This window comes from Falsiroseomonas sp. (assembly GCF_041690465.1).
GTDB lineage: Bacteria > Pseudomonadota > Alphaproteobacteria > Acetobacterales > Acetobacteraceae > Falsiroseomonas.
Genome location: NZ_JAWLHG010000042.1, coordinates 17,450 through 40,562 on the forward strand (window position 1 = coordinate 17,450; position 23,113 = coordinate 40,562).

24 protein-coding genes are annotated in these 23,113 nt (G+C 71.2%); 21 read left to right on the forward strand and 3 right to left on the reverse strand.

Going from position 1 to position 23,113, the window contains the following annotated elements:
- Positions 1-94 precede the first annotated feature (94 nt).
- The 3 genes from ACESM1_RS25325 to ACESM1_RS25335 all read left to right on the forward strand — a co-directional run bounded on the left by ACESM1_RS25325 (position 95) and on the right by ACESM1_RS25335 (position 2,297).
- The gene (locus ACESM1_RS25325) at positions 95-1,075 is read left to right on the forward strand and encodes an Hsp33 family molecular chaperone HslO (RefSeq protein WP_372624011.1); all 981 of its coding nucleotides are present in this window, start codon (positions 95-97) and stop codon (positions 1,073-1,075) included.
- Positions 1,076-1,114: 39 nt separating this feature from the next.
- On the forward strand, positions 1,115-1,780 hold the full coding sequence (locus tag ACESM1_RS25330; RefSeq protein ID WP_372624012.1) for a hypothetical protein: 666 nt from the start codon (positions 1,115-1,117) through the stop codon (positions 1,778-1,780).
- 127 nt (positions 1,781-1,907) lie between these two features.
- A complete protein-coding gene (locus ACESM1_RS25335) occupies positions 1,908-2,297 on the forward strand; it encodes a RidA family protein (protein WP_372624013.1) in 390 nt (129 codons plus the stop codon).
- Positions 2,298-2,306: 9 nt separating this feature from the next.
- Here ACESM1_RS25335 and ACESM1_RS25340 read toward each other — a convergent pair whose 3' ends face one another.
- On the reverse strand, positions 2,307-3,986 hold the full coding sequence (locus ACESM1_RS25340) for a glycosyltransferase (RefSeq protein WP_372624014.1): 1,680 nt from the start codon (positions 3,984-3,986) through the stop codon (positions 2,307-2,309).
- A gap of 100 nt (positions 3,987-4,086) precedes the next feature.
- Between ACESM1_RS25340 and zapE the strand changes: the two genes are divergently transcribed.
- From zapE to ACESM1_RS25400, 12 genes are all read left to right on the forward strand, one after another.
- On the forward strand, positions 4,087-5,259 hold the full coding sequence (zapE, locus tag ACESM1_RS25345) for a cell division protein ZapE (protein ID WP_372624015.1): 1,173 nt from the start codon (positions 4,087-4,089) through the stop codon (positions 5,257-5,259).
- A gap of 131 nt (positions 5,260-5,390) precedes the next feature.
- On the forward strand, positions 5,391-5,861 hold the full coding sequence (locus ACESM1_RS25350; protein WP_372624016.1) for a hypothetical protein: 471 nt from the start codon (positions 5,391-5,393) through the stop codon (positions 5,859-5,861).
- A gap of 226 nt (positions 5,862-6,087) precedes the next feature.
- Complete coding sequence (gene mdh / locus ACESM1_RS25355; protein WP_372624017.1) at positions 6,088-7,041, forward strand: malate dehydrogenase; 954 nt, start codon at positions 6,088-6,090, stop codon at positions 7,039-7,041.
- A gap of 55 nt (positions 7,042-7,096) precedes the next feature.
- On the forward strand, positions 7,097-8,293 hold the full coding sequence (gene sucC / locus ACESM1_RS25360; protein WP_372624018.1) for an ADP-forming succinate--CoA ligase subunit beta: 1,197 nt from the start codon (positions 7,097-7,099) through the stop codon (positions 8,291-8,293).
- A 3-nt stretch (positions 8,294-8,296) separates the two neighbouring features.
- A complete protein-coding gene (gene sucD / locus ACESM1_RS25365) occupies positions 8,297-9,193 on the forward strand; it encodes a succinate--CoA ligase subunit alpha (protein WP_372624019.1) in 897 nt (298 codons plus the stop codon).
- Between the two features lie 231 nt (positions 9,194-9,424).
- Positions 9,425-12,325 carry a 2-oxoglutarate dehydrogenase E1 component gene (locus tag ACESM1_RS25370; protein WP_372624020.1) on the forward strand — a complete coding sequence of 967 codons (2,901 nt, stop codon included), beginning with the start codon at positions 9,425-9,427 and terminating at the stop codon, positions 12,323-12,325.
- Positions 12,326-12,357: 32 nt separating this feature from the next.
- Entirely contained in the window at positions 12,358-13,620 is a 1,263-nt protein-coding gene (odhB, locus tag ACESM1_RS25375; RefSeq protein ID WP_372624021.1) for a 2-oxoglutarate dehydrogenase complex dihydrolipoyllysine-residue succinyltransferase, read from the forward strand.
- A gap of 127 nt (positions 13,621-13,747) precedes the next feature.
- Entirely contained in the window at positions 13,748-14,206 is a 459-nt protein-coding gene (locus ACESM1_RS25380) for a hypothetical protein (RefSeq protein WP_372624022.1), read from the forward strand.
- Positions 14,206-14,643: a hypothetical protein gene (locus ACESM1_RS25385; RefSeq protein ID WP_372624023.1), complete on the forward strand. Its 438-nt coding sequence runs from the start codon at positions 14,206-14,208 to the stop codon at positions 14,641-14,643. The genes ACESM1_RS25380 and ACESM1_RS25385 overlap by 1 nt, the downstream gene beginning before the upstream one ends.
- Positions 14,640-15,053, forward strand: a complete 414-nt coding sequence (locus tag ACESM1_RS25390; protein WP_372624024.1) for a hypothetical protein — start codon at positions 14,640-14,642, stop codon at positions 15,051-15,053. The genes ACESM1_RS25385 and ACESM1_RS25390 overlap by 4 nt, the downstream gene beginning before the upstream one ends.
- A 13-nt stretch (positions 15,054-15,066) precedes the next feature.
- Complete coding sequence (locus ACESM1_RS25395) at positions 15,067-15,318, forward strand: hypothetical protein (protein WP_372624025.1); 252 nt, start codon at positions 15,067-15,069, stop codon at positions 15,316-15,318.
- 443 nt (positions 15,319-15,761) lie between these two features.
- Positions 15,762-16,133 carry a PRC-barrel domain-containing protein gene (locus ACESM1_RS25400; RefSeq protein WP_372624026.1) on the forward strand — a complete coding sequence of 124 codons (372 nt, stop codon included), beginning with the start codon at positions 15,762-15,764 and terminating at the stop codon, positions 16,131-16,133.
- Positions 16,134-16,136: 3 nt separating this feature from the next.
- Here the strand turns inward: ACESM1_RS25400 and ACESM1_RS25405 are convergent, their stop codons facing one another.
- The gene (locus ACESM1_RS25405) at positions 16,137-17,021 is read right to left on the reverse strand and encodes a GyrI-like domain-containing protein (protein WP_372624027.1); all 885 of its coding nucleotides are present in this window, start codon (positions 17,019-17,021) and stop codon (positions 16,137-16,139) included.
- 115 nt (positions 17,022-17,136) lie between these two features.
- Between ACESM1_RS25405 and lpdA the strand changes: the two genes are divergently transcribed.
- The 5 genes from lpdA (at position 17,137) to ACESM1_RS25430 (ending at position 21,176) form a co-directional block, all read left to right on the forward strand.
- Complete coding sequence (gene lpdA / locus ACESM1_RS25410; protein ID WP_372624028.1) at positions 17,137-18,531, forward strand: dihydrolipoyl dehydrogenase; 1,395 nt, start codon at positions 17,137-17,139, stop codon at positions 18,529-18,531.
- A 133-nt stretch (positions 18,532-18,664) separates the two neighbouring features.
- Entirely contained in the window at positions 18,665-18,997 is a 333-nt protein-coding gene (locus ACESM1_RS25415) for a PGPGW domain-containing protein (RefSeq protein ID WP_372624029.1), read from the forward strand.
- A 72-nt stretch (positions 18,998-19,069) separates the two neighbouring features.
- Entirely contained in the window at positions 19,070-19,612 is a 543-nt protein-coding gene (locus tag ACESM1_RS25420) for a DUF4142 domain-containing protein (protein ID WP_372624030.1), read from the forward strand.
- A gap of 170 nt (positions 19,613-19,782) precedes the next feature.
- Positions 19,783-20,550 (forward strand): imidazole glycerol phosphate synthase subunit HisF, encoded by a 768-nt coding sequence (hisF, locus tag ACESM1_RS25425; RefSeq protein WP_372624031.1) that lies wholly within the window; start codon positions 19,783-19,785, stop codon positions 20,548-20,550.
- Positions 20,550-21,176, forward strand: a complete 627-nt coding sequence (locus ACESM1_RS25430) for a phosphoribosyl-ATP diphosphatase (protein WP_372624032.1) — start codon at positions 20,550-20,552, stop codon at positions 21,174-21,176. Before hisF ends, ACESM1_RS25430 begins: the two co-directional genes overlap by 1 nt.
- A 57-nt stretch (positions 21,177-21,233) precedes the next feature.
- Here the strand turns inward: ACESM1_RS25430 and ACESM1_RS25435 are convergent, their stop codons facing one another.
- Positions 21,234-22,199: a cupin domain-containing protein gene (locus ACESM1_RS25435; RefSeq protein ID WP_372624033.1), complete on the reverse strand. Its 966-nt coding sequence runs from the start codon at positions 22,197-22,199 to the stop codon at positions 21,234-21,236.
- 66 nt (positions 22,200-22,265) lie between these two features.
- On the opposite strand from ACESM1_RS25435, the gene ACESM1_RS25440 reads away from it, so the two are divergent.
- Positions 22,266-23,021, forward strand: a complete 756-nt coding sequence (locus ACESM1_RS25440) for an IclR family transcriptional regulator (RefSeq protein ID WP_372624034.1) — start codon at positions 22,266-22,268, stop codon at positions 23,019-23,021.
- Positions 23,022-23,113: the final 92 nt, after the last annotated feature.

Here is a 23,113-nt window from a genome sequence, read left to right on the forward strand (position 1 = left end):
GCGCCCGGGCGGCAGTGGTGCAGGGGCGGTGGCCGGACGCGGCAGGCGCCCCCATCTATGGCCCCTCCCCTCACCCAGCCGGGCCATACGCTCCTTGACCGATCCCACCCTGCCCTCCGCCACGCCTGCCTTCCTGAACCACGACCGTCCCCCGGTTCCTGACCTGGTGGTGCCGCGCGGCGTGCAGCCCTTCCACCTGCACCTGAAGCCAGTCCGTGGCCGGCTGGTGCGGCTCGGGCCGCTCGCCGAGGCGCTGCTCGGCCGTCATTCCGCCCTGCACCCCGCCGTGCTGGGCCTGATGGGCGAGGCGATGGCGCTGACGGCCGCGCTCGCCACCGCGCTCAAGTTCCGCGGATCGTTCAGCCTGCAGGCGAAGGGCGACGGGCCGGTGCCGATGCTGCTGGCCGACTGCACCGAATCGGGCGCGCTGCGCGGCTATGCCCGCGCCGATGCGAAGAAGCTGGCGCGCATGCTGAAGGCCGAGCCCGAGCCGCCGGCCGGCGCGCTGCTCGGCACCGGCTATCTCGCCTTCACCTGCGACCAGGGCCCGGAGATGGACCGCTACCAGGGCATCGTCGCGCTGGAGGGCGTGACGCTGGCGGACATGACCGGCAGCTACTTCCGCACCTCCGAGCAGTTGCAGAGCCAGGTGCACCTGGCCTGCGCCCGCACCGAGGCGGGGTGGCGGGCCAGCGCGCTGGTGATCGAGAAGGTCGCAGGCGAAGGCGGCGTGGACCCGCAGGCCGATGCCGAGGCGCAGGAGGAGGCCTGGCGCACCGCGCAGGTGCTCGCCGGCACCATCACCGCGGGGGAATTGCTGGATGACGGGCTAACCGGCGAGCGGCTGCTGCACCGGCTGTTCCACGCCGAGGGGCTGGCGCTCGATCGTCCGCGGGCGCTGTCCTATGGCTGCCGCTGCTCCCGCGCGCGGCTGGCGGGGGTGCTGGAGGGATTCCCGCCCGACGACCTCGACCACATGGCCGAGGAGGGCGCCATCACCATGACCTGCGAGTTCTGCAACATCGATTTCCGCTTCGCGCGCGACGAGGTGCAGAGCCGGGCGGGCAGGGCGTGACTTTCCAATCCGGACCCTTTCCGTCGTAGAATGGTCGGCATGGACGCCAGACGCCTCCCCCTGCTGCCCCGCCGCAGCCTGTTCCTCGCCCTGCCGCTGGTCGCCGCCTGCGCCGGCGGGGAGCAGCCGGCCGCGCTGCCGCCGCTGGTCAGCGGCTACGGGCATCTGACGCCCATCCGGCTGAACGTGGCCGAGCTGGAGCTGGCGGACCCCGCCGCCGGCGCGGTGCGGGTGGACGAGCCGGCGCCGGTGCGGCCGGAGCGGGAGATGCTGCGCATGGCGCAGGACCGGCTGGTGCCGACCGGCACCGAGGGCAAGGCGCGTTTCATCGTCGAGCGCGCCGAGTTCCGCCGCGAGCCGCTTCGGGCCGCCGGCGGCCTGACCGGTCTGTTCGCCGGCGATCCCGGGGAGCGGATCTCGGTGCTGCTGCAGTCGCGGCTGGAGGTGCTGTCCGGCGAGGGCAGGCGCGTCGGTTTCGTCGAGACGCAGGCGCGCCATCAGCGCACCCTGCCGGACGGCACCAGCGCCGCCGCCCGCGGCCGCGCCGCCGAGGAGGCGGTGCGCCAGGCGATGCAGGAGCTGAACGTGGAGTTCGAGTTCCAGATCCGCCGCGCGCTGCGCCCCTGGCTGGTGGAGGGCGCGGCGCCGCCCTCGGTGCCGCTCGGCCCCGGCGGGATCGAGGTGGAGGAGCTGCCGCGCGGCTGATAGCATCGGCCAACGTCGTTGACCGATGGTATCAGCTCTCCTTCGCCCTCAGGCACCGGGCCGCATTCGCGGCCTCGGCATCGGTCAAAGACCGACGGCGGCATGAGACCACTCGGGAGGACCGGCGATGAGCGTGAAGTTCGAGAACCCGTCCGGCGTGCACAAGCCGGGCTCGCGCTATTCCCACGCGGCCACCGTCGCGGGCGAGGGGCGGCGGCTGGTGATCTCCGGCCAGATCGGGGTCGCGCCGGACGGCATGGTGGCGGCCGGCGGCGAGGCGCAGATCGCACAGGCGCTGGCCAATCTCGGCGCCATCCTGAAGGCGCAGGGCATGGGGCCGGCGAACATCGTCAAGATGGGCGTGTTCCTGACCGACCGGGCGCTGATCCCGGCCTGGCGGGCGGAACGCGAGAAGTTCCTCGGCAGCCATGCGCCGGCCAGCACGCTGCTGGTGGTGGCGGGGCTGGCCGATCCGCGTTTCCTGTTCGAGGTGGAGGCGGAGGCGGTCGGGGATTGAACCCGCCGGCTACGCCAGCCGCACCAGGTCCATCTTCAGCAGCCAGCCGAAGGCGCGCTGCATCCGCCAGGCGCGGGCGGGCGGCAGCTCGGCGGTGAGCTGCGCGGCGGTGGCGGGGCCGGTGGCGAGCTGGTCGAACACCACGCGGAGAGCGTCGGCGCCGGGCAGCAGGTCGCGGCGTGGGGCGGCGCCGGGCAGGGCGGCGAGGGAGAGCAGGCGCTCCATGCTCGATGCCGCGGTCGCGCCGGGGGGCAGCGCCAGACGGGACTCGGGCATCAGGCGACGGGTCGGGTAGTCGGGGAACAGCAGCGCGGGGTCTGGGCGGTGGGGCACGCGCTCCTCGCCGCGTAGAGGCGCGGCGCGCTCGATCCGGCTGGCGCGGCGGATGCGGGCCAGCTCCTCCCACAGCAGCCGCCAGCGGGCGATCACGACCGGCCAGTCGAAGCGCGCCAGGGCGTCCTGCCGCGCCGCCGCGGCCATGCGGGCGCGCAGGCCAGGATCGGCGATCAGCGCGGCGAAGGCCTCGGTGGCGGCGGGGATGTCCACGGCGGTGGATTGCGCGATGCCGGCGATGAAGGCGTCGTAGCTGTCGAAGCCGGCATCGTGGCGCTCGGCAAGGTCAGGCATCACCCCGGCCACCGTGGTGGGGATGCGGAAACCGGTCTCGCCGTGGCGGATGGTGTCCTTCAGGCCGTCCCAGTCGGCGCCGACCACCGGCAGGCCGGCGGCGAGCGCCTCCACCGGGGCGAGGCCGAAGCTCTCCTGCACGTTGTCCGAGAGCAGGGTGAAGAGATCGGCGGCGCTGCGCAGCGTGGTGCCGGTCTCCGGCCGCTCGACCAGGCGGATGGCGAGGTTGGGGGCGACCGCCCTGGCCTGTTCGTGGAAGGCGCGGCGCTGGGTCTCGTCGGCGAACCAGCCGGAGAGGATCAGCACCACCCTGGCCCCCGCCGGCGCGCGCCCGGCGGCGCGGGCGAGGGCGAGGAACATCGGCAGCGGATGCGCCTTGGCGTGGAAGGACAGGCGGCCGTGGTGCAGCACCGCGATGTCGTTCGCGCCGAGGCCGAGCCGGGCGCGCCATTCGGCGCGGGCGGCCGGATCGGGGGCGAGTGCGGCGCAATCCACGCCGAGCGGGATCACCGGCAGCGCGGGGCCCTCGACGCGGGTGGCGCCGAGCCGCCGCGCCAGATAGGCGGATTGCATGTCCAGCAGGCGGCGCACCGCGCCGTGCACGGCGTGCGAGGTGCAGACGATCGCGTCCCAGGGCTGCACCGGGGCGACCAGGCTTTCCACGATCGAATCCATCGCGCCGGCGGAGGCGATGGTGTGGGTGACGCCGACCAGCGAGAAGGCGGCGGCCTCGCCGGCGCGGCGGCGGCGCCAGGCGAAGCCGCCGAGGCCGGGGCCGGGCAGCAGCAGGCAGCCGATGGCGCCGAGGCGGTGCAGCTGGTCGTCCGGGATGGCCTGGGCCGGGACGGTCGCGCCGAGGGCGGCGACATGGCGGCGGAACGCCTCGGCATCCGCCTCGCCGCGGGTCAGCGCGACCATGCGGTCGAAGCCGGCATGGCGGACCAGGCCGGCCAGGAAGCCTTCGCCGGCGGCGTGCCGGCCCATCAGCTTCGGGCGGGAGGTGTCATAGCCGTCCGGCGCGTAGAGCAGGGCGGCGCGCGGCGGGGACGGCAGGGGGGGCATGGCGCGGGCAGGCTGCGTGGTGGCCCCGGGCGGCGTCAACTGGCGGGCGCCAGGCGGCGCGGCGGTTGCTGGCGCGGCGCACCGGGAGTATCGCGCCCGGATGGATCTTGCGCCTGCCGCGGCGGCCCGGAACGAAGGCCCGCTGCCCGCCTACCGCGCCATGGTCGCCGCCGGCACGCTGCAGGCCGACCCCGCGCAGATGCGCGCGGCGGAGGTGCTGCAGGATCTGTGGCGGCGCACCCGCGGCTACGACCCGCATCCGGAGGAGCCCGAGCAGGGCGGCTTCTTCGGGCGCTTCCTGCGCCGCAAGCCGGTGGCGCCGGAAGAGGCGCCGGCGGGCACGCCGATGGGGCTCTACCTCGTCGGCGAGGTCGGGCGCGGCAAGTCCATGCTGATGGACCTGTTCTTCGAGACGGCGGATGTGGCGCGGAAGGAGCGCATCCACTTCCACGAGTTCATGCAGCACCGCGTGCATGCACGCATCCATGCCTGGAAGAAGAAGCACGGCGATACCGCCGATCCGATCCCGCCGCTGGCCGACGGCATCGCGGCGGAGGCGGCGCTGCTCTGCTTCGACGAGTTCCAGGTGCACGACATCGCGGATGCGATGATCCTGGGGCGGCTGTTCCAGGCGCTGTTCGCGCGGGGGACGGTGGTGGTGGCGACCTCCAACACCACGCCGGACGACCTGTTCAAGGGCAGGCCCGGCCGCGACGCCTTCCTGCCCTTCATCGCGCTGATCAAGCGGCGGCTAGAGGTGCTGGTGCTGGAAGCCGCGCGCGACTACCGGCGGGAACGGCTGCTGGACATGCCGAGCTGGTACATGCCGCTCGGCGCGCGGGCGGAGGCGGCGATGGACAACGCCTTCCGCGAACTCACGGGACACGAACGCGGCGAGCCGACGCGGCTGACCCTGCTCGGCCGGGCGATCGAGGTGCCGCAGGCGGCGGAGGGCGTGGCGCGATTCGATTTCGACGCGCTGTGCGGAAAGCCGCTCGGTCCCGCCGACTACCTCGCGGTGGCGACGCATTTCCACACGCTGCTGCTTGATGAAATTCCGAGACTTGGTGCGGAGAATTTCGACAAGGCAAAACGGTTCATCACGCTGGTGGATGCACTCTACGAACACCGCGTTAAGCTTGTTGCAAGTGCCGCGGCAAGTCCCGACCGCATTTACGAAAAAGGCGAGAATGCGGCGATGTTTGCGCGCACTGCGAGCCGACTGCACGAGATGCAGAGCCGGGACTGGCGGAGCCGTCCGCATCTTCCCTGAATCCTGTCGTGCGGCGTTGACAGATCACGGCGCGATGCGCCAAGGGAGTGGTGGGGATTGTTTCTGGGTCCGGGGGGACCCGCCCTCGGCACGGCCGGGGATGGTGACCAGAACGGGGGAATACAGAACGCATGCGACGCATCCTGCTCGTCCTCATCACCCTTTCCTGTGCAATCCCCGCGGCCGAAGCCGCGACGCGGGACGCGACGAGGGGGGAGGCGGCGAGCAGACCGGCGCAGCAGGCGGGCAAGCAGGCCCGGCCGCAGGCGGCACGGCAGCAGGCCTCGCGCCAGCAGGCGACACGGCAGCGCAGCGCGCGCCAGGCGACGCAGCGGCGCGCGGCGCTCAGGCCCGGCGATGTGCGGACCTCGCGTAGCGGCGTGGTGGTGCGCGGCGCCTCGGCGGCGACGGTTTCCCGGCAGGCGGCGTCAAGCTGCACGCGCCGCAACGGCCGCCGCGTCTGCGCCCCGGCGCGCAGCAGCATCGCCGGCTGGCAGCGCGGCCTGCCGGTGGCGAACTACACGCAGCGCGAATGCCCGGAGGGCACGCTCGCCACGCTGGCGCGCGGCCATGACGACGTGGTGCGCTGCATGCCGCTGTGAGGCGGCGGGCCGGGCTTCGGGGTGAAGGGGGCGCCTGCGGGCGCCCTTTTTCGTTCCGGCGCGGATCCTGAACGCAGGATGGACGCGTGCGCATGCGGTCGTTCCCGCCCCAGCCTTGCCCATATTGCACCGCGGGAGTAAGCACCCGCCGGGCGCTCGGCGCCCTTGACATCGGCATGCCCGGCACTCCCTCGCATCGGCCGCCGGGCCAGGTTGAGGACTGCGCATGGCCCGGAAGAAGATCGCCCTCGTCGGCGCCGGCAACATCGGCGGCACGCTCGCCCATCTGATCGGGCTCAAGGAGCTCGGCGACGTGGTGCTGTTCGACGTCTTCCCGGGCGTCGCCGCGGGCAAGGCGCTCGACATCATGCAGTCCGGGCCGGTGGACGGCTTCGACAGCCACATGGTGGGCGCGGGCGACTACAGCGCCATCGCGGGTGCTGACGTCGTCATCGTCACCGCCGGCTTCCCGCGCATGCCGGGGATGAGCCGCGACGACCTGCTCACCAAGAATGCCGGCGTGATCGGCCAGGTGGCCGAGGGCATCAAGACGCATTGCCCCGACGCCTTCGTCATCTGCATCACCAACCCGCTCGACGTGATGGTGTGGGTGCTGCAGCAGCGCTCCGGCCTGCCGCCGGAGAAGGTGGTGGGCATGGCCGGCGTGCTGGACAGCTCCCGCTTCCGCCTGTTCCTGGCGCAGGAATTCGGCGTGAGCGTGGAGGACGTGACGGCCTTCGTGCTCGGTGGGCACGGCGACACCATGGTGCCGCTGACGCGCTACTCCACCGTCGCCGGCATCCCCATCCCCGACCTGGTGAAGATGGGCTGGACCACGCAGGAGAAGATCGACGCGATCGTGGCGCGCACCGCCAATGGCGGCGGCGAGATCGTCAAGCTGCTGGAGAAGGGCTCCGCCTTCTACGCGCCGGCGGCCAGCGCGATCGCGATGGCGGAGAGCTACCTGCTCGACAAGAAGCGCGTGCTGCCGAGTGCCGTGCTGCTGAACGGCGAATACGGCCAGACGGGCTTCTATGTCGGCGTGCCGGTGGTGATCGGCGCGGGCGGCGTGGAGAAGATCGTCGAGGTGCAGTTCACGCCGGAGGAGAAGGCCGCCTTCGACAAGTCCTGCGACGCCGTGAAGAAGCTGATCGAGGACTTCAAGAAGCTCGGCGTCTGATCGCTCCGGTCGGGGGAGCGGTCCCCCGGCCGCTTCCACCTGACCGGAGACCGGGATGAACATCCACGAGTACCAGGGCAAGGAGCTGCTGCGCCGCTACGGCGTCGCCGTGCTCGACGGCCATGTCGCCTGGACGGCGGAAGAAGCGGTGGAGGCGGCGAAGAAGCTGCCCGGCCCCGTCTATGTCGTGAAGTCGCAGATCCATGCCGGCGGCCGCGGCGCCGGGCGCTTCAAGGAGGATCCGAACGGCAAGGGCGGCGTGCGCGTGGTGAAGTCGCTCGACGACGTCCGCGCGGCGGCCGAGGCGATGATCGGCAAGACGCTGGTGACCAAGCAGACCGGGCCGCAGGGCAAGGTGGTCTCCCGCGTCTATGTCGAGGATGGCTGCGACATCAAGCGGGAGCTGTATCTCGGCCTGCTGGTGGACCGCACGACCAGCCGGGTGCTGATCATGGCCTCCACCGAGGGCGGCATGGAGATCGAGGAGGTGGCGGCGAACCACCCCGAGAAGATCCTCAAGGTCGCGGTGGACCCGGCTTCCGGCATCTCCGGCTTCCATGCGCGCAAGCTGGCCTTCGGGCTCGGCCTCGAGGGCAAGCAGGTCAGTGCCTTCACGAAGTTCGTCACCAGCCTCTACGGCGCCTTCCTGGAGCTCGACTGCGCGATCGTCGAGATCAACCCGCTGGTGGTGACCGGCAAGGGCGAGATCGTGGCGCTGGACGCCAAGGTCTCCTTCGACGACAGCGCGCTGTTCCGCCACAAGGACCTGGAAGCGCTGCGCGACGACAGCGAGATGGACCCGAAGGAACTCGACGCCGCGAAGTTCGACCTGAACTACGTCGCACTCGACGGCGAGATCGGCTGCATGGTGAACGGCGCAGGCCTCGCCATGGCGACGATGGACATCATCAAGCTCTACGGCAGCAGCCCGGCGAACTTCCTCGACGTGGGCGGCACGGCGAATGCGGCGCGGGTGACGGAGGCGTTCCGGATCATCACCTCCGACCCGAACGTCAAGGCGATCCTGGTCAACATCTTCGGCGGCATCGCCAAGTGCGACATGATCGCGACGGGCATCGTCGAGGCATCCAAGACGCTGCACCTGCAGGTGCCGCTGGTGGTGCGGCTGGAGGGGACGAACGTGGCGCTCGGCAAGAAGATCCTGGCCGAGTCCGGGCTGGCCATCATCCCGGCCGACAACCTGGCGGATGCGGCCCAGAAGGTCGTGGCCGCGGTGAAGAAGGCTGCCTGACCGATGGCCGTTCTCGTCGACAAGAACACCCGGGTGATGACCCAGGGCTTCACCGGTGCCCAGGGCACCTTCCACGCCAGCCAGGGCATCGCCTATGGCAGCACCTATGTCGGCGGCACCACGCCCGGCAAGGGCGGCACGATGCACCCGGAGCTGAACCTGCCGGTGTTCAACACGGTGGCCGAATGCGTGGCCGCGACGCAGGCGAATGCCAGCGTGATCTACGTGCCCGCCCCCTTCGCGGCGGATGCGATCCTGGAGGCGATCGACGCCGAGGTGCCGCTGATCATCTGCATCACCGAGGGCATCCCGGTGCTCGACATGGTGAAGGTGAAGCGCGCGCTCTGCGGCTCGAAGTCGCTGCTGGTCGGGCCCAACTGCCCGGGGGTGATCACGCCGGACGCCTGCAAGATCGGCATCATGCCCGGGCACATCCATCGGCGCGGCTCGGTCGGCATCGTGTCGCGGTCGGGCACGCTGACCTACGAGGCGGTGGCGCAGACCACCGCGGCGGGGCTCGGGCAGAGCAGCTGCGTCGGCATCGGCGGCGACCCGGTGAAGGGGCTCGACTTCATCGACGTGCTCGAGATGTTCCTCAAGGACGACGAGACGCAGTCCATCATCATGATCGGCGAGATCGGCGGCGAGGCCGAGGTGGTGGGCGCCGAGTTCCTGCGGCGGGAGAACTTCGCGCCGGGCAAGCCGAACAAGCCGGTGGTCGGCTTCATCGCCGGCGCCACCGCGCCGCCCGGCCGGCGCATGGGCCATGCCGGCGCGGTGATCTCGGGCGGCAAGGACACCGCGGCGGCGAAGATGGAGGCCATGGCATCGGCCGGCATCCGCGTGGCGGACAGCCCCTCCTCGCTCGGCTCGACCATGGTGAAGGCGCTGGGGCGTTAAGCTTTCCGAAGGGCGCAGGGCCGACCTTCCGCCGGCGCGGAGGAAGGGGTCTGCCGCATTGTGGCCCTTCCGCCTATGTATGAACTTGGAACCGCCCCCAGCCCGGGGTTCCCGCGCATGGCGCTGCGCGGGGCAGGGTTGGGGGCGGTCGCGTATCCGGGCCCGGGGCCCGAGCGAAACGGTTGAGGACGAGCCGGCAGACGCCAGGGTGGCGGCGCCGAGGAGGACATGATGGCCGGAGTGGATATCCTCGCGAGCGCGATGTCGGGGGCGAACGCCGCCTTCCTCGCGGATCTCTATGCACGCTGGGCCGAGAACCCGAACAGCGTGGACCCCTCCTTCGCCGAACTCTTCGCCGCGCTGAACGACGAGGCGCGCGCGGTGCTGGAGGATGCGGCCGGCGCCAGCTGGGCACCGCGCAGCCGTGGCCGCTTCGGGCCCGATCCCGAGCCGCCGCCGCCGGCGAAGCGCGACGGCAAGGCCGCCCCGGCCGCGGCGCCCGCCGTGCCGACGATGGACAAGGCCGCGGCGCAACGGGCCGTGCTCGATTCGATCCGCGCGCTGATGCTGATCCGCAGCTACCGCGTGCGCGGCCACCTGGAAGCGCAGCTCGATCCGCTCGGGCTGCAGAAGCCGAAGCCACATCCCGAGCTGACGCCGGCGACCTATGGCTTCACCGCGGCCGACATGGACCGGCCGATCTTCCTCGACCACGTGCTCGGCCGCGAATACGCGACGCTGCGCGAGATCCTGGAGATCTGCCGCGCGAGCTATTGCGGCCCGATCGGCGTCGAGTTCATGCACATCCAGGATCCCGACCAGAAGGCCTGGATCCAGCGCCGGATCGAGGGTGCGCCCTGGCTCACCGCCTTCGACCGCGACGGCAAGCGCAAGATCCTGCAGGAGCTGACCGAGGCCGAGGGCTTCGAGGCGTTCTGTGCGAAGAAATACGCCACCACCAAGCGCTTCGGCCTGGAAGGCGGCGAGAGCACCATCCCCGCGATCGAGACGGTGATCGAGACCGCCGCCGCCGGCGGCGTGAACGAGATCACCATCGGCATGGCGCATCGTGGCCGGCTGAACGTGCTGGTGAACGTGGTGCGCAAGCCCTTCTCCGCGGTGTTCTCCGAGTTCCGCGGCAGCTCGGCGCATCCGGAGGACGTGCAGGGCTCGGGCGACGTGAAGTACCACCTCGGCACCTCGACCGATGTCGAGGTTGCCGGGCGGATGGTGCATCTCTCGCTGCAGCCGAACCCCTCGCACCTGGAAGCGGTGGATCCGGTCGTCGTCGGCAAGGTGCGCGCGCGGCAGGACATGGCGGGCGACACCAAGGCGCGGCGCAGCGTGATGGGCATCACCCTGCATGGCGACGCCGCCTTCGCCGGCCAGGGCGTGGTGTACGAGACGCTGGCGATGAGCCAGCTGATCGGCTACCGCACGGGCGGGACCATCCACATCGTCACCAACAACCAGATCGGCTTCACCACGGTCCCGGCGCATGGCTATTCCGGGCTCTACTGCACCGATGTCGCGAAGAGCATCCAGGTGCCGATCCTGCACGTGAACGGCGACGACCCGGAAGCGGTGGTGTTCTGCGCGAAGATGGCGGCCGAGTTCCGCATGACCTTCGGCCTCGACTTCGTGCTCGACATCGTCTGCTATCGCCGGCACGGCCACAACGAGACCGACGAGCCGGCCTTCACCCAGCCGATCATGTACGGCCGCATCCGCGAGATGAAGACCACGCGGACGAAGTATGCCGAGCGCCTGGCGGCGGAGGGCTCGGTGACGGCGGCGGAGTCGAAGGCGATGCTCGACGCCTTCCAGCAGACGCTGGAGGAGGCGTTCCAGGCGGCGCAGTCCTTCAAGCCGAACAAGGCCGACTGGCTCGAAGGCCACTGGTCCGGCCTCAAGGCCGTGGCGGTGGGCGAGGAGACGGAGAAGCTGCACGAGACGGCCGTCGGGCTCGATACGCTGCGCGAGGTCGGCGCAGCGCTGACCCGCGTGCCGGCGGAGTTCAACCTCAACCCGAAGATCGCGCGCCAGCTGGAGCAGAAGAAGCAGGCGATCGAGACCGGCGAGGGCATCGACTGGGCGACCGGCGAGGCGCTGAGCTTCGGCACGCTGCTGCTGGAAGGCCACCGCGTGCGGCTCTCGGGCGAGGATGTGCAGCGCGGCACCTTCAGCCATCGCCACGCCTATCTGGTGGACCAGAAGACGCAGGCGGAATACGTGCCGCTGAACAACATCCGCAGCGGCCAGCCGAAGTTCGAGGCGTTCAACAGCCTGCTGAGCGAGTTCGGCGTGCTCGGCTTCGAATACGGCTATTCGCTGGCCGACCCGCGCACGCTGGTGCTGTGGGAGGCGCAGTTCGGCGATTTCGCGAATGGCGCGCAGGTGATCATCGACCAGTTCATCGCCAGCGCGGAGACCAAGTGGCTGCGCATGTCGGGGCTGGTGATGCTGCTGCCGCATGGCTACGAAGGCCAGGGGCCGGAGCATTCCTCGGCGCGGCTGGAGCGCTACCTGCAGCTCTGCGCGGAGCGGAACATGCGGGTGGGGAACCTCACCACGCCGGCCAACTACTATCACGCCCTGCGCCGCCAGATGAAGGCGAACTACCGCAAGCCGCTGGTGCTGATGACGCCGAAATCGCTGCTGCGGCACAAGATGGCGGTGTCCTCGCTGGCCGAGTTCGGGCCGGGCAGCGGCTTCCAGTACGTGATCCCGGAGACCGACGCGATCGCGGCCGAGGAGAAGGTGAAGCGCGTCGTGCTGTGCACCGGCAAGGTCTATTACGACCTGCTGCAGGAGCGGCGCGAGAAGGACGTGAAGGACGTGGCGATCGTGCGCGTCGAGCAGCTCTACCCCTTCCCGAAGGCGAGCCTGGCGAAGGCGCTGGCGCCGTATCGCAATGCGGAAGTCGTGTGGTGCCAGGAGGAGCCCGAGAACAAGGGCGCCTGGACCTTCCTCGACCGCCGCATCGAGGCGGTGCTGGGCGAGATCGGCATCAAGGCGAAGCGGCCGCGCTATGTCGGCCGCTGCGAGGCGGCCAGCCCGGCGACGGGCCTGGCGAAGATCCATCAGCAGCAGCAGGAAAAGCTGGTGCGCGAAGCGCTCGGCCTGGGCTGAGCGGCGCGCAGCACGCATAGGACGGGACGGAGATGACGGAGATCCTTGTTCCCCCGCTCGGGGAAAGCGTGTCCAGCGCCACCGTGGCGCGCTGGCTGAAGAAGGCCGGCGAGGCCGTCGCGGCCGATGAGCCGCTGGTCGAGCTCGAGACGGACAAGGTGACCGTCGAGGTGAATGCGCCTGCCGGCGGCGTGATCGAGGCGATCGCCGCGAATGAGGGCGCGGAAGTCGGGCCTGGCGCGGTGCTCGGCACGATTTCCGCCGGCGCGACCGCCGCCGCGGCTCCGAAGCCCGCTTCCAGCGGCACGCCGACGGCGCCGAAGCCTGCCCCGGCGGTGCCCGCGCAGCCGCATGTCGAGCCGGCGCATGTGCCTTCGGGTCCGGTGGCGCGGCCCGGCGAGGTGGCCACCGGCCTGCCGAACGGCCCGGCGGCAACCAAGCTGATGGCGGATGCCGGCGTCAGTGCGGCGCAGATCGGCGCGGGAACCGGCAAGGATGGGCGCATCACCAAGGGCGATGTGCTCGATTTCCTGAGCCGCCCCGCCGCGGCACCTGCCGCCGCCCCGCCCGCGCCCAAGGCCGCGCGCGCACTGGAAGGCGGCGAGGAGCGCGTGAAGATGACGCGCCTGCGCCAGACCATCGCGCGGCGGCTGAAGGAAGCGCAGAACACCGCCGCGATGCTCACCACCTTCAACGAGGTGGACATGGGCGCGGTGATGGCGCTGCGGGGCGAGTACAAGGACGTCTTCGAGAAGCGCCACGGCGTGAAGCTCGGCTTCATGAGCTTCTTCGTGAAGGCCTGCGTCGCCGCGCTGAAGGAGTTCCCCGCGGTGAACGCGGAGATCGAGGGCGACGAGATCATCTACAAGAACTTCGTCCACATGGGCATCGCTGTGGGCGGGCCTTCGGGCCTGGTCGTGCCGGTGCTGCGCAACGTGGATGACCTCTCCTTCGCGCAGATCGAGAAGGGGATCGGCGATTTCGGCCGGCGCGCGCGCGACGGGCAGCTGAAGCTGGAGGAACTGACCGGCGGCAGCTTCACCATCACCAATGGCGGCATCTACGGGTCGCTGATGTCCACGCCGATCCTGAACCCGCCGCAATCCGGCATCCTGGGCATGCACAAGATCCAGGAGCGGCCGATGGTGGTGGGCGGCAAGATCGAGGCGCGGCCGATGATGTATGTCGCGCTGAGCTACGACCATCGCATCGTGGACGGCAAGGAGGCGGTGAGCTTCCTGGTGCGGATGAAGGAGGCGATCGAGGACCCGCGCCGGCTGATGCTGGACGTGTGATCCGGCTGTCGGCCACGTCGTTCCGCCCGGGCGGGCTCCCTCGCGGGGGCCCGCCCTTTCTCCTGCGCTTTGTTCCTTCCGCGGCGCCCTGCTATCTGGCGGAGACGCTGAAGCGTGGGGGGGCGCAATGGGCCGCGACGCCGGCGCGCTGCTGACGTGGTTCCAGGCCCGCGACCGCCGGCCCTTCCTGTGGCCCGCCGTCGCAGCCACGCTCCTGCACCCGCTGTTCTGGGTGATGCTGCTCGGCACCGACCCGAAGGGCTACACGGGTCGCTTCGGCGGCTTCGGCGGCCTGCGAGCGCTGCACGCCTTCGCCGAGATCCTGCTGATCGCCGCCATCCTGCCCGCCCTCGGCTGGGCCTTCGCCAGCCGCGGCGTCTTCGCGGTGTTGGCGCTCGGCGGCGTCTTCGCTTGGGTGCCCTGGGCCTTCTTCGTCGGCTTCGTCGTGATCACGGGACCGGCGGTGTGGCTCGGCCTGCCGGCGGTGGACCGCGTCACGGGCGTGGTGCTGGCCGTCCAGGTCCTGCTCTGGCCAATTTGTTTTGTGCTGGTCTTCCGCGCGGCGATGGGCGGCGCGCGACGGTGATGAGCGGCAACGCGACACTGCCCCTGCGCGACCGCCGGCGCTTCCTATGGCCGGCGATCCTGGCGACCCTGCTCAATCCCTTCCTGCTGTTCGACCTCTCCGTCGCCGTGCTGCTTGGTCGTGCGGCTCCAGGCCTGTCCGTCGTCGCGCTGGCCGGCCCGCTCGGTCTCGGACTGTTCGTGGCGACGTTGCTGCTGCCGTTCCTCGGCCTGGGGCTCGCCAGGAGCTGGCCCTTCGGCGTGGTCCTGTGGCTGGCCGTCTTGACCCTGGCGTCCTGGCCGATGAGCGTCGGATTCGCCTTTGGTGCGACTCTCGACGGGCTGCGTCTGGACGCCGGCGGGCTGCTCGGCAAGCTGTTCCTGATCCATATCGCCTGGACGCTCGCTCTTGCCGCCGGGGCCTTCGGCTCGCTGCTCCGGCGCGACCGGAGGCCATGACGATGATGGTCGCCCGGCTTGCACGCAGCCGCCGACCTTCCCTCTGGCCGATGATCCTAGGCGTAGCGCTGCATCCGCTCGCTTACGCACCCTGGATCCTGCTGCCGGGCTGGGCGATCCGGACGATCTATGCCGGCCCCACGCTGCTCGTCGGCGCGCTCGGCCTCGTGCCCGTCCTCGGCTGGTGGTTCGCCGCGCGCGGCGCCTTCGCGCTGCTGGCCGTGCTCGGCATCGTCGGCCTGTTCGCCTGGCCGGCCCTGGTCTTCCACGGCGCCGTCCTGCTGCACGATGGCTGGCACGCGACGCATGCGCCGATGCGGGCGGGACAGGCTGTGCTCGGGCTGCAATGGCTGCTCTATCCCGTCTGGGTCTTCGCCATGTGGCGGGCCGCCATGGCGAAGCCACGCTGAGGGGAGGCATGCCGTGATCTCCGCGCTGCTGATCCTCCTGAACCTCCTCGTCCTCGCGGCCTGCGGATGGTTCATCGTGAAGGCGATGCGCCATGTCCTGCGCGAATTCCTCGGCCGCGGCGAAGGCCCACGGGCGGATTGGCATCCGCTCACCATCGTCCCGCTGCGACCACCGGCCGAGGGCAAAGGGTTCTGGTTGCTCGAGATCGCATTGCTGGCCGCGATCTTCCTGCTCGGCCTCGCCTACGCGCTGGGCGTCGTCTGACGCTGCCCGTGCATTTTCCTATTGCATCGCCCGGCGTGCTTAGACTAAACGCCGCGCCCTCGCCGGAAATCGTTCCGGCGCGATGATCGTGTGTCCCGTGCCGCCGAACGCGCTTTGCGCTGTCTTCGCCGGTGGCCCGCTCCTGCAAGCGCAGGATCGGAACGTCGGCATGCGACCTGGCAGCTTCAGCAACTCCAGGCCGTTGCCCGCCTTCGCCTGACATGCGCGCGGCGCCGTCGCGGCGCCTTATGCGTTCGTCCGCTGGAGGCGCGTGTGCGCAAGCTGGCCACTGCGGCCGGCATCGACCCGGACTCGCGCATCCCCAACCGCTCACGCCCGGCAAGACCATGCCGGCCTGGAGCGTTCGGCCGCGCGGCGCGGCCGACGGAACAGTGACGGTGCCTGGCCGTTCTTGCGCTGGACGCAACGCAGGAGACAGGACCATGAAGCTCCGTCACATCCTTCCCGCCCTCGCCGCCATGGCGGTGCTGGCCGTGCCCGCCACCGCGCAGGAGGCGCGCTACCGGGAGGCGGATGACGAGCGGCTCGTCGTGCAGCCCTTCAACCTCACCGTGGACCAGGTGGACGACATGAAGCTCCACGCCCGGAACGGCGAGGAGATCGGCGAGGTCGACGAGGTGCTGGTGGATGCGACCGGCCGCGCCGTCGCCGTCTCGGTCGAGGTGGGCGGCTTCCTCGGCATCGGGGACGAGGAGGTCGTCGTCCCGATCGAGCAGCTGCGCCTGCAGGATGGCCGCTTCGTCAGCGACTACAGCAAGGCGCAGATCGAAGCCCTGCCGCGCTGGGAGGATTGAGGTTCAGCTTCCCGCCTTCAGCGGCACCATGATGGCCGTCAGCCATTCGGCGGGCGGCAGGGTGCGGCAGTCGTTCAGGTACTCCTCGCGGCAGGGCTGGTCGGCCGGCTCCTCGCCGCTGGTGGGCAGCCAGTCGCGGTAGATCCAGCGATAGGCGCCCTCCAGCTCGGCATAGGGGCCCTTGAAGACCAGCACCGCCACGCGCGTCGGCGGCAGCTGCAGGATCCCGGCGCCGTCTGCGGCCTCCACCTCCGCCGGCACGGTCATGCAGGCCTCGGCGCGCAACTCCTTCGCCGGGACGCTGCTCGGGTCGTCGCGGTAGAGGCCGAGGAAGCGCGTCTCCGCCCGGATCAGGCCGCGCGCGGCACCCCAGGCCATCAGGCGGTCGAACACCGTGCCGATCTGCGTGTAGGGGCCGCGATGCGCCATCGCGGCCAGGCGCAGCGCGGGCTCCGCGCGGATGGTGATGTCGAACATGCTCCTCTCCTCCTCGGGGATTCCCGGCGGGCGTGGCGCGCCGATGCCGCCGGCGTCGCGATAGGCGGCGGGCGGGATGCCGTAGGCGGCGCGGAAGGCGCGGGTGAAGGCGGCCGCGCTGCCATAGCCGCAGCGCCGCGCCACCTGCGCGACCGGCAGCGCATCGCGCACCAGCAGGCCGGCGGCGCGCGAGAGGCGTTCGCGCGCCAGGGTCTCGGCGGGGGTCTCGCCGGTGAGTTCCCGGTAGATGCGGTGGAAGTGGAAGGGGCTGAAGGCTGCGGCCTCGGCCAGTTCGTCGAGCGAGGGCGCGCGCGCGGGGTCGGCGGCGATGCGCGCCATGGCGCGGGCGATGCGCCGCCCGTAGTCGAGGCGGGTGGCGGGCTTGGCCGGGCCGGAGAGGTCATGCGCCATGCCGGCATCCTGCCGCGGAACCGCTTGATCGCGCTTGCGGAAGTTGCATGGCTTGAACCATGCGCCGCGCCGTCTATGGTCCGCCCCGGACAGCACCGCAGGACATCCCCCCACCATGCCCGAGAGCTTCGACGTCATCGTCATCGGCGCCGGTCCCGGCGGCTATGTCTGCGCCATCCGCGCGGCGCAGCTCGGCCTGAAGGTGGCCTGCGTGGAGAAGCGCGCGACGCTGGGCGGCACCTGCCTGAATGTGGGCTGCATCCCCTCCAAGGCGCTGCTGCAATCCTCGGAGCATTTCGAGGAGGCGAAGCACAAGCTGGCCGATCACGGGGTGAATGTCGGGCAGGTCTCGCTGGACCTCGCGAAGATGCTGGCGCGCAAGGGGGAGGTGGTCTCCGCCAACGTCAAGGGAATCGAGTTCCTGTTCAAGAAGAACAAGGTGACCTGGCTGAAGGGCGCGGGGCGGATTGCCGCGCCCGGCAAGGTGGAGGTGGAGGGCACGACCTACGACGCGAAGCACGTCGTGATCGCCACCGGCAGCGAGAGCATCCCGCTGCCGGGCGTGGAGGTGGACGAGAAGATGATCGTCTCCTCCACCGGCGGGCTGGAGCTGGAGACGGTGCCCGGCCACCTGGTGGTGATCGGCGGCGGCTATATCGGGCTCGAGCTCGGCAGCGTCTGGCGGCGGCTGGGGTCGCAGGTGACGGTGGTGGAGTTCCTCGACCGGCTCGTGCCTTCGATGGACAACGAGGTCGGCAAGATGTTCGAGCGCGTGCTCGGCAGGCAGGGGATGAAGTTCCGGCTGAAGACCAAGGTCACCGGCGCGCGCAAGGGCAATGACGGCATCACGCTGATGCTGGAACCCGCCGCCGGCGGCAAGGCGGAGGAGCTGAAGGCCGATGTCGTGCTGGTCGCCATCGGCCGCCGCGCGCTGACCGAGGGGCTGGGGCTGGAAGAGGCCGGCGTGGCGCTGGACGAGCGCGGGCGCGTCAAGGTGAAGCCCGGCGAGTTCGCCACCAGCGTGCCCGGCATCTGGGCGATCGGCGACGTGATCGAAGGCCCGATGCTGGCCCACAAGGCCGAGGAGGAGGGCGTCGCGCTGGCGGAGCTGCTGGCCGGCCAGCATGGGCATGTGAACTACGGTGCCATTCCCGGCGTGGTGTACACTTGGCCGGAAGTCGCCTCGATCGGCGAGACCGAGGAGCAGCTCAAGGCGCGCGGCGTGGCCTACAACGTCGGCAAGTTCCCCTTCACGGCGAATGGCCGCGCGCGGGCGATGGGCGATACCGACGGCTTCGTGAAGATCCTGGCCGACAAGGCGACCGACCGCGTGCTCGGGGCGCACATCATCGGGCCGGATGCCGGCACGCTGATCGCCGAGATCGCCATCGCGATGGAATTCGGCGCCAGCGCCGAGGATGTGGCACGCACCTGCCACGCGCATCCCTCGCTGAACGAGGCGGTGAAGGAAGCCGCGCTCGCCGTGGGCGGACGGGCGCTGCATATATAGCCCTCAGGCGGCGGGCGCCGCCTCCGGCGGCTTGCCTTTCGCGCCGACGCGCTGGCGCGCCGGTCCAAGCGCGTGCGCTGCGCGCGGGGCCACATTCGCGGCCCGGACCTGGTGAGGCGCCCTGACAGCAGAGATGTTGCACTGCCTCATGGGCGGGACCATCTGGGCGGCCATGATGGAATTCCGGCCGTCGCTGAAGCGCAAGACCGCGGGGTGGGGCCTGATGGGGCTCGGCGTGCTCGGGCTGGTGCTGCCGTTCCTGCAAGGGTTCCTGTTCCTCGCCCTCGGCCTGTTCGTGCTGCGCCACCAGTATCTCTGGGCGCATCGCGGCACCGGCTGGATCGCCTCCCGCTGGCCGGACACCGTGGCGCGGGCGGAAGCGATGGAGCAGCGCCTGATGGTCCGCACGCGCGAGGCCACGCAGCGGCTGCGCTTCCGGCTGCGCCGCGTGCTCGGCCGGAGCTGAGCGAAAGCGCGCCTCCCCGAAACCACGTCTCCGCCAATCCGTTTCCAGTCAACACAGCCCGGAGACGAGACGATGCGCAGACGCGCCCTGATGAGTTCTGCACTGCTGGCCGCCCCGTTCGCGGCGCTGACTGTTGTGCCAGCCCGCGCGCAGGGGCTGCTCGACCTGCTGGCCGGCACCGGCGTGGGCGCCACCCGCTTCGTGGAGCTCGTCACCATTGGCAACAATTTCGAGATCCAGTCGAGCCAGATCCTGCTGACCCGCAGCACCCACCCGCAGATCCGCGACTTCGCCCAGCGCATGGTCGAGCAGCACACCGCGCTGAACAACGAGCTCTCGGCGATGCCGGAGGCCAGCACCCGCACCCCGGCCGCCCTCGACGACCGGCACACCGGCAAGCTGCTGACGCTGCAGCGGCAGGAGGATGTGGACATGCTCAACCGCTACTACGTGCAGCAGCAGATCGAGGCGCATGAGGAGGCGGTGGAGGCTTACGAGGCCTATGCCGCGCAGGGCGAGGTGGCCGCGCTGAAGACCTATGCGCAGCGGCACCTGCCGGCGATCCGCCAGCACCTGCAGGCGGCACGCACGCTGCAGGCGCCGCGCAGCGAATAGCGCGCCCCGCGGCGCGGCAGGCGCCGCCTGTTGTCTGCTTGACCGCGTCGCGGTGGGGGCGCACATCGCGGGGATCGCGCCTGGCATGACGCCGCGCGCGGTTCCCGCAACCCGGATCACGTCCCGATGGCGGACAGCCTGCTGGACGGATTCCGCCCCGGAGCGCCCCGGTGCTGGCCCTGCGCGTGATTCCCTGCCTCGACGTCAAGGACGGCCGCGTCGTCAAGGGCGTCAACTTCGTCTCGCTGCGCGACGCCGGCGACCCGGTGGAGCAGGCGCGCGCCTATGACCGCGAGGGCGCGGACGAGGTCACCTTCCTCGACATCACCGCCTCCCACGAAGGGCGGGACACCATGCTGGACGTGGTCAGCCGGACAGCGGCGGAGGTGTTCATCCCGCTGACCGTCGGCGGCGGCGTGCGCAGCGTGGACGACATGCGGAACCTGCTGCTGGCCGGCGCCGACAAGGTCTCGATGAACTCGGCGGCGGTGGCCGATCCGGCGCTGGTGACGCGCGGGGCGGAGGCCTTCGGCAGCCAGGCGATCGTGGTGGCGATCGATGCGCGGCGGTCCGGCGACCGCTGGGAGGTCTTCACCCATGGAGGCCGCCGCGGCACCGGGATCGATGCGGTGGAGTGGGCACGGCAGGTGGAGGCGCGCGGCGCCGGCGAGATCCTGCTGACCTCGATGGATCGCGACGGCACCAAGCAGGGGTTCGACCTGGATCTGCTGCGCGCGGTGCGGGCGGCGGTGCGGCTGCCACTGGTGGCCTCGGGCGGCGTTGGCAATGCGGCGCATTTCGTGGAAGGCGCGCGGGCCGGCGCGACCGGGCTGCTGGCCGCGAGCGTGTTCCATTATGGCGAGATGCGGATCGCCGAGGCGAAGGCCGCGCTGGAGCAGGCCGGCCTGCCGATCCGCCCGGTGTCGGAGGCGCCCTGATGGGCAAGCCGGTGAAGAAGCCCGCCAAGGCGAAGGGCAGGACGAAGGCGCAGGCCAAGGCGGAGCCGAAGGCCAAGCTGAAGACCGGGCCGAAGGTGAAGACCGGGCCGAAGGCGAAGGCCGGGCCGAAGGTGAAGGCGAAGAAGAAACTGCTGCGGCGCGCCGCCGCGCTGCCGCTGCCGCCGGCGCTGCCACTGCCGCTCGACCTGCCGCCGCCGGCGGTGGACCCCGGCGCCACCGCAAGGGCGCCCTTCGCGGTGGCGGGTGCGGAAGCGACGATCCTTGATGCGCTGTGGCGCACGGTGGAGGCCAGGCGGCAGGCCGGCGACGTGGAGCATTCGCACTCCGCCCGGCTGATCGCGCGCGGCACGCCCAAGGTCGCCCAGAAGCTGGGCGAGGAGGCGGTGGAATGCGTCATCGAGGCGACGCTGGGCAACCGCACCGCGACCGTGCTGGAGAGCGCGGACCTGCTGTATCACCTGGTGGTGCTGTGGGTGGATGCCGGCATCCGGCCGGAGGAGGTCTGGGCGGAGCTGGCGCGGCGGCAGGGGATCTCCGGCATCGCGGAGAAGGCGGCGCGGCCGAAGGGCCTGGTGCGGGCGGCGCAGACCACCAAGCTGCCGTGATCGGCACCCCGCGACATCGCTGGGCGATGCCGCGGAGGGCCGGTGATATGCGGCGCGCTACGCCGCTTCGAACTTCACCGTCTCGGCGGCGGGGCTGCCGATGACGGTCCAGGCGGTGCAGGGACCGATGCCGTCGTTGCGGAACCAGTGGCGGCGGCCGGCCGGATTGAAGACCAGGTCGCGCGGGCCGAGCTCCATCTCGACCGCCTCGCCATTCTCCTCCCAGCCGACGGTCAGGCTGCCTTCCAGGACCATGATCGCGTCCTCCACCTCGCGGGCATGGGGCTTCACGCCGATGCCGGCGGGGATGCCCCACATCTCCTTGCGGCAGGTCTCGCTCTCCACGCCGCCGGGGCCGACATAGACGCGGCGCTGGAAGCCGGCGGCCTCGCGGATCGGGCGGGCCTCGGCGTGACGGATCACGTGGCGGGCCATCAGCTGCTGCAGCGGGTGATCGCCCGCCGGGTCGAAGGGGATGGTCTTGCCGGGCGCGGCGCCGAAGGCGCGCGAGAGGACGGGGTCGCTGCCGAGCTTCGGGTGGTGCAGGTAGCGCGGCGGCAGCGGCTTGCCGACATCGACGCTGATCGTCATCAGCACCGGCTCGATCCCGTCGTTGCGGAAGCCATGGCCGATGTCGCGCGCGTTGAGGATCATGTCCCTGGGGCCGAGCTTCACCTCGCAGACCTCGCCCTCGCGCTCCCAGCCCACGGTCAGCACGCCGTCGAGGACGAGGAAGCTCTCCTCGATCTCGTGCGCGTGGCAGGCGGCGTAGTTGCCGATGGGCTTGTGGATCAGGCTGAGGGTGAAGTGGTCGGGCGGCAGCGTGCCGGGCTCGCCGACCTTGGGGCTGCCGCCGGCGCCGATGTAGCGCATTTGCGCACGCGCCAGCTCCGGGAAGCCGCGGTTGGAGGGGAAGGCGTCCCAGTCAAAGGTCTTCTGGGTGTGCCGCACGACATGGCTGCGGAGTGCGGCGGCGAGCGGCGTGCCAAGGGGTGAGGCTGCCGGCTTCGCGATCACGTTCATCCTGCGTCTCCTCGGTGGCTGCGCTTCCCATAGCGTGAGGCCGCGCGGGCGCGTAGCCTGAGTTTCATGGGCAAAACGCCGGCCGAGGCCGACCGCTACCTGGTGCCCGGCCTGGTGCGCGGGCTGGAGGTGCTGGCGCTGTTCACGCCGGACGCGCCGCGCCTGACCCAGGCCGAGATGGCGCAGGCGCTGGGCGTGACGCGCTCGGCGGTCTTCCGCGTGGTGCACACGCTGACGGAGCTCGGCTTCCTGCTGCAGGAGCCGGCGACCGGGCGCTATGCGCTGGGGCCGGCGCTGCTCCGGCTCGGCCATGGGGTGCTGCCGGCGCGGGACGTGATCGGCGTGGCGCTGCCCGTGCTGGAGGGGCTGCGGGACGAAACCGGCTGGTCGGCGCATCTCGGCGTGCTGGAGGGGACGGAGGTGGTCTATCTGCTGCGCGTGCCGGCGCGGCGGGGGATGCGCAGCATCGTCCATGTCGGCTCCCGCCTGCCGGCGGCAAGCACGGCGATGGGGCGCGTGCTGCTGGCCGGGCTGGAGGAGGCGGCGCTCGCCGATCTCTACCGCGGGGGGCGCTTCGCGGCGCTGGCGAAGCGGGCGCGGACGGACCGGGCGCGCGGGCATGTGGTGCATCTCGGCGAGTTCGAGGCGGGCGTCGCCTCGGCCGCGGCGCCGCTGCGCGATGCGGCGGGGCGCGTGGTGGCGGCGATCAACCTCTCGGCGCCGCTGGAAGAGGCGCCGGAGGGGCAGCGGCGCGCGGCGCGCGAGGCGGTGGTGGCGGCGGCCGCTGCCATCTCCCGCAGCCTCGGCTGGGCGGGCGCTTAGACCCGAGTAGCCCAGGCTGGAATCGGCTTGTGATTGGATGCGGCGCGGCAGGGTGTGATTCGTAGGCGTCCAGCTTTGGCTGGAGGCGGAGA

What these genes read in the sequence shown, in the direction of transcription:
- ACESM1_RS25330 (WP_372624012.1), top strand. Translation starts at nt 1,115, where the DNA reads ATGGACGCCAGACGCCTCCCCCTGCTGCCCCGCCGCAGCCTGTTCCTC.
- ACESM1_RS25335 (WP_372624013.1), top strand. Translation starts at nt 1,908, where the DNA reads ATGAGCGTGAAGTTCGAGAACCCGTCCGGCGTGCACAAGCCGGGCTCG.
- ACESM1_RS25340 (WP_372624014.1), bottom strand. Translation starts at nt 3,986, where the DNA reads ATGCCCCCCCTGCCGTCCCCGCCGCGCGCCGCCCTGCTCTACGCGCCG.
- zapE (WP_372624015.1), top strand. Translation starts at nt 4,087, where the DNA reads ATGGATCTTGCGCCTGCCGCGGCGGCCCGGAACGAAGGCCCGCTGCCC.
- ACESM1_RS25350 (WP_372624016.1), top strand. Translation starts at nt 5,391, where the DNA reads ATGCGACGCATCCTGCTCGTCCTCATCACCCTTTCCTGTGCAATCCCC.
- mdh (WP_372624017.1), top strand. Translation starts at nt 6,088, where the DNA reads ATGGCCCGGAAGAAGATCGCCCTCGTCGGCGCCGGCAACATCGGCGGC.
- sucC (WP_372624018.1), top strand. Translation starts at nt 7,097, where the DNA reads ATGAACATCCACGAGTACCAGGGCAAGGAGCTGCTGCGCCGCTACGGC.
- sucD (WP_372624019.1), top strand. Translation starts at nt 8,297, where the DNA reads ATGGCCGTTCTCGTCGACAAGAACACCCGGGTGATGACCCAGGGCTTC.
- ACESM1_RS25370 (WP_372624020.1), top strand. Translation starts at nt 9,425, where the DNA reads ATGGCCGGAGTGGATATCCTCGCGAGCGCGATGTCGGGGGCGAACGCC.
- odhB (WP_372624021.1), top strand. Translation starts at nt 12,358, where the DNA reads ATGACGGAGATCCTTGTTCCCCCGCTCGGGGAAAGCGTGTCCAGCGCC.
- ACESM1_RS25380 (WP_372624022.1), top strand. Translation starts at nt 13,748, where the DNA reads ATGGGCCGCGACGCCGGCGCGCTGCTGACGTGGTTCCAGGCCCGCGAC.
- ACESM1_RS25385 (WP_372624023.1), top strand. Translation starts at nt 14,206, where the DNA reads ATGAGCGGCAACGCGACACTGCCCCTGCGCGACCGCCGGCGCTTCCTA.
- ACESM1_RS25390 (WP_372624024.1), top strand. Translation starts at nt 14,640, where the DNA reads ATGACGATGATGGTCGCCCGGCTTGCACGCAGCCGCCGACCTTCCCTC.
- ACESM1_RS25400 (WP_372624026.1), top strand. Translation starts at nt 15,762, where the DNA reads ATGAAGCTCCGTCACATCCTTCCCGCCCTCGCCGCCATGGCGGTGCTG.
- ACESM1_RS25405 (WP_372624027.1), bottom strand. Translation starts at nt 17,021, where the DNA reads ATGGCGCATGACCTCTCCGGCCCGGCCAAGCCCGCCACCCGCCTCGAC.
- lpdA (WP_372624028.1), top strand. Translation starts at nt 17,137, where the DNA reads ATGCCCGAGAGCTTCGACGTCATCGTCATCGGCGCCGGTCCCGGCGGC.
- ACESM1_RS25415 (WP_372624029.1), top strand. Translation starts at nt 18,665, where the DNA reads ATGTTGCACTGCCTCATGGGCGGGACCATCTGGGCGGCCATGATGGAA.
- ACESM1_RS25420 (WP_372624030.1), top strand. Translation starts at nt 19,070, where the DNA reads ATGCGCAGACGCGCCCTGATGAGTTCTGCACTGCTGGCCGCCCCGTTC.
- ACESM1_RS25430 (WP_372624032.1), top strand. Translation starts at nt 20,550, where the DNA reads ATGGGCAAGCCGGTGAAGAAGCCCGCCAAGGCGAAGGGCAGGACGAAG.
- ACESM1_RS25435 (WP_372624033.1), bottom strand. Translation starts at nt 22,199, where the DNA reads ATGAACGTGATCGCGAAGCCGGCAGCCTCACCCCTTGGCACGCCGCTC.
- ACESM1_RS25440 (WP_372624034.1), top strand. Translation starts at nt 22,266, where the DNA reads ATGGGCAAAACGCCGGCCGAGGCCGACCGCTACCTGGTGCCCGGCCTG.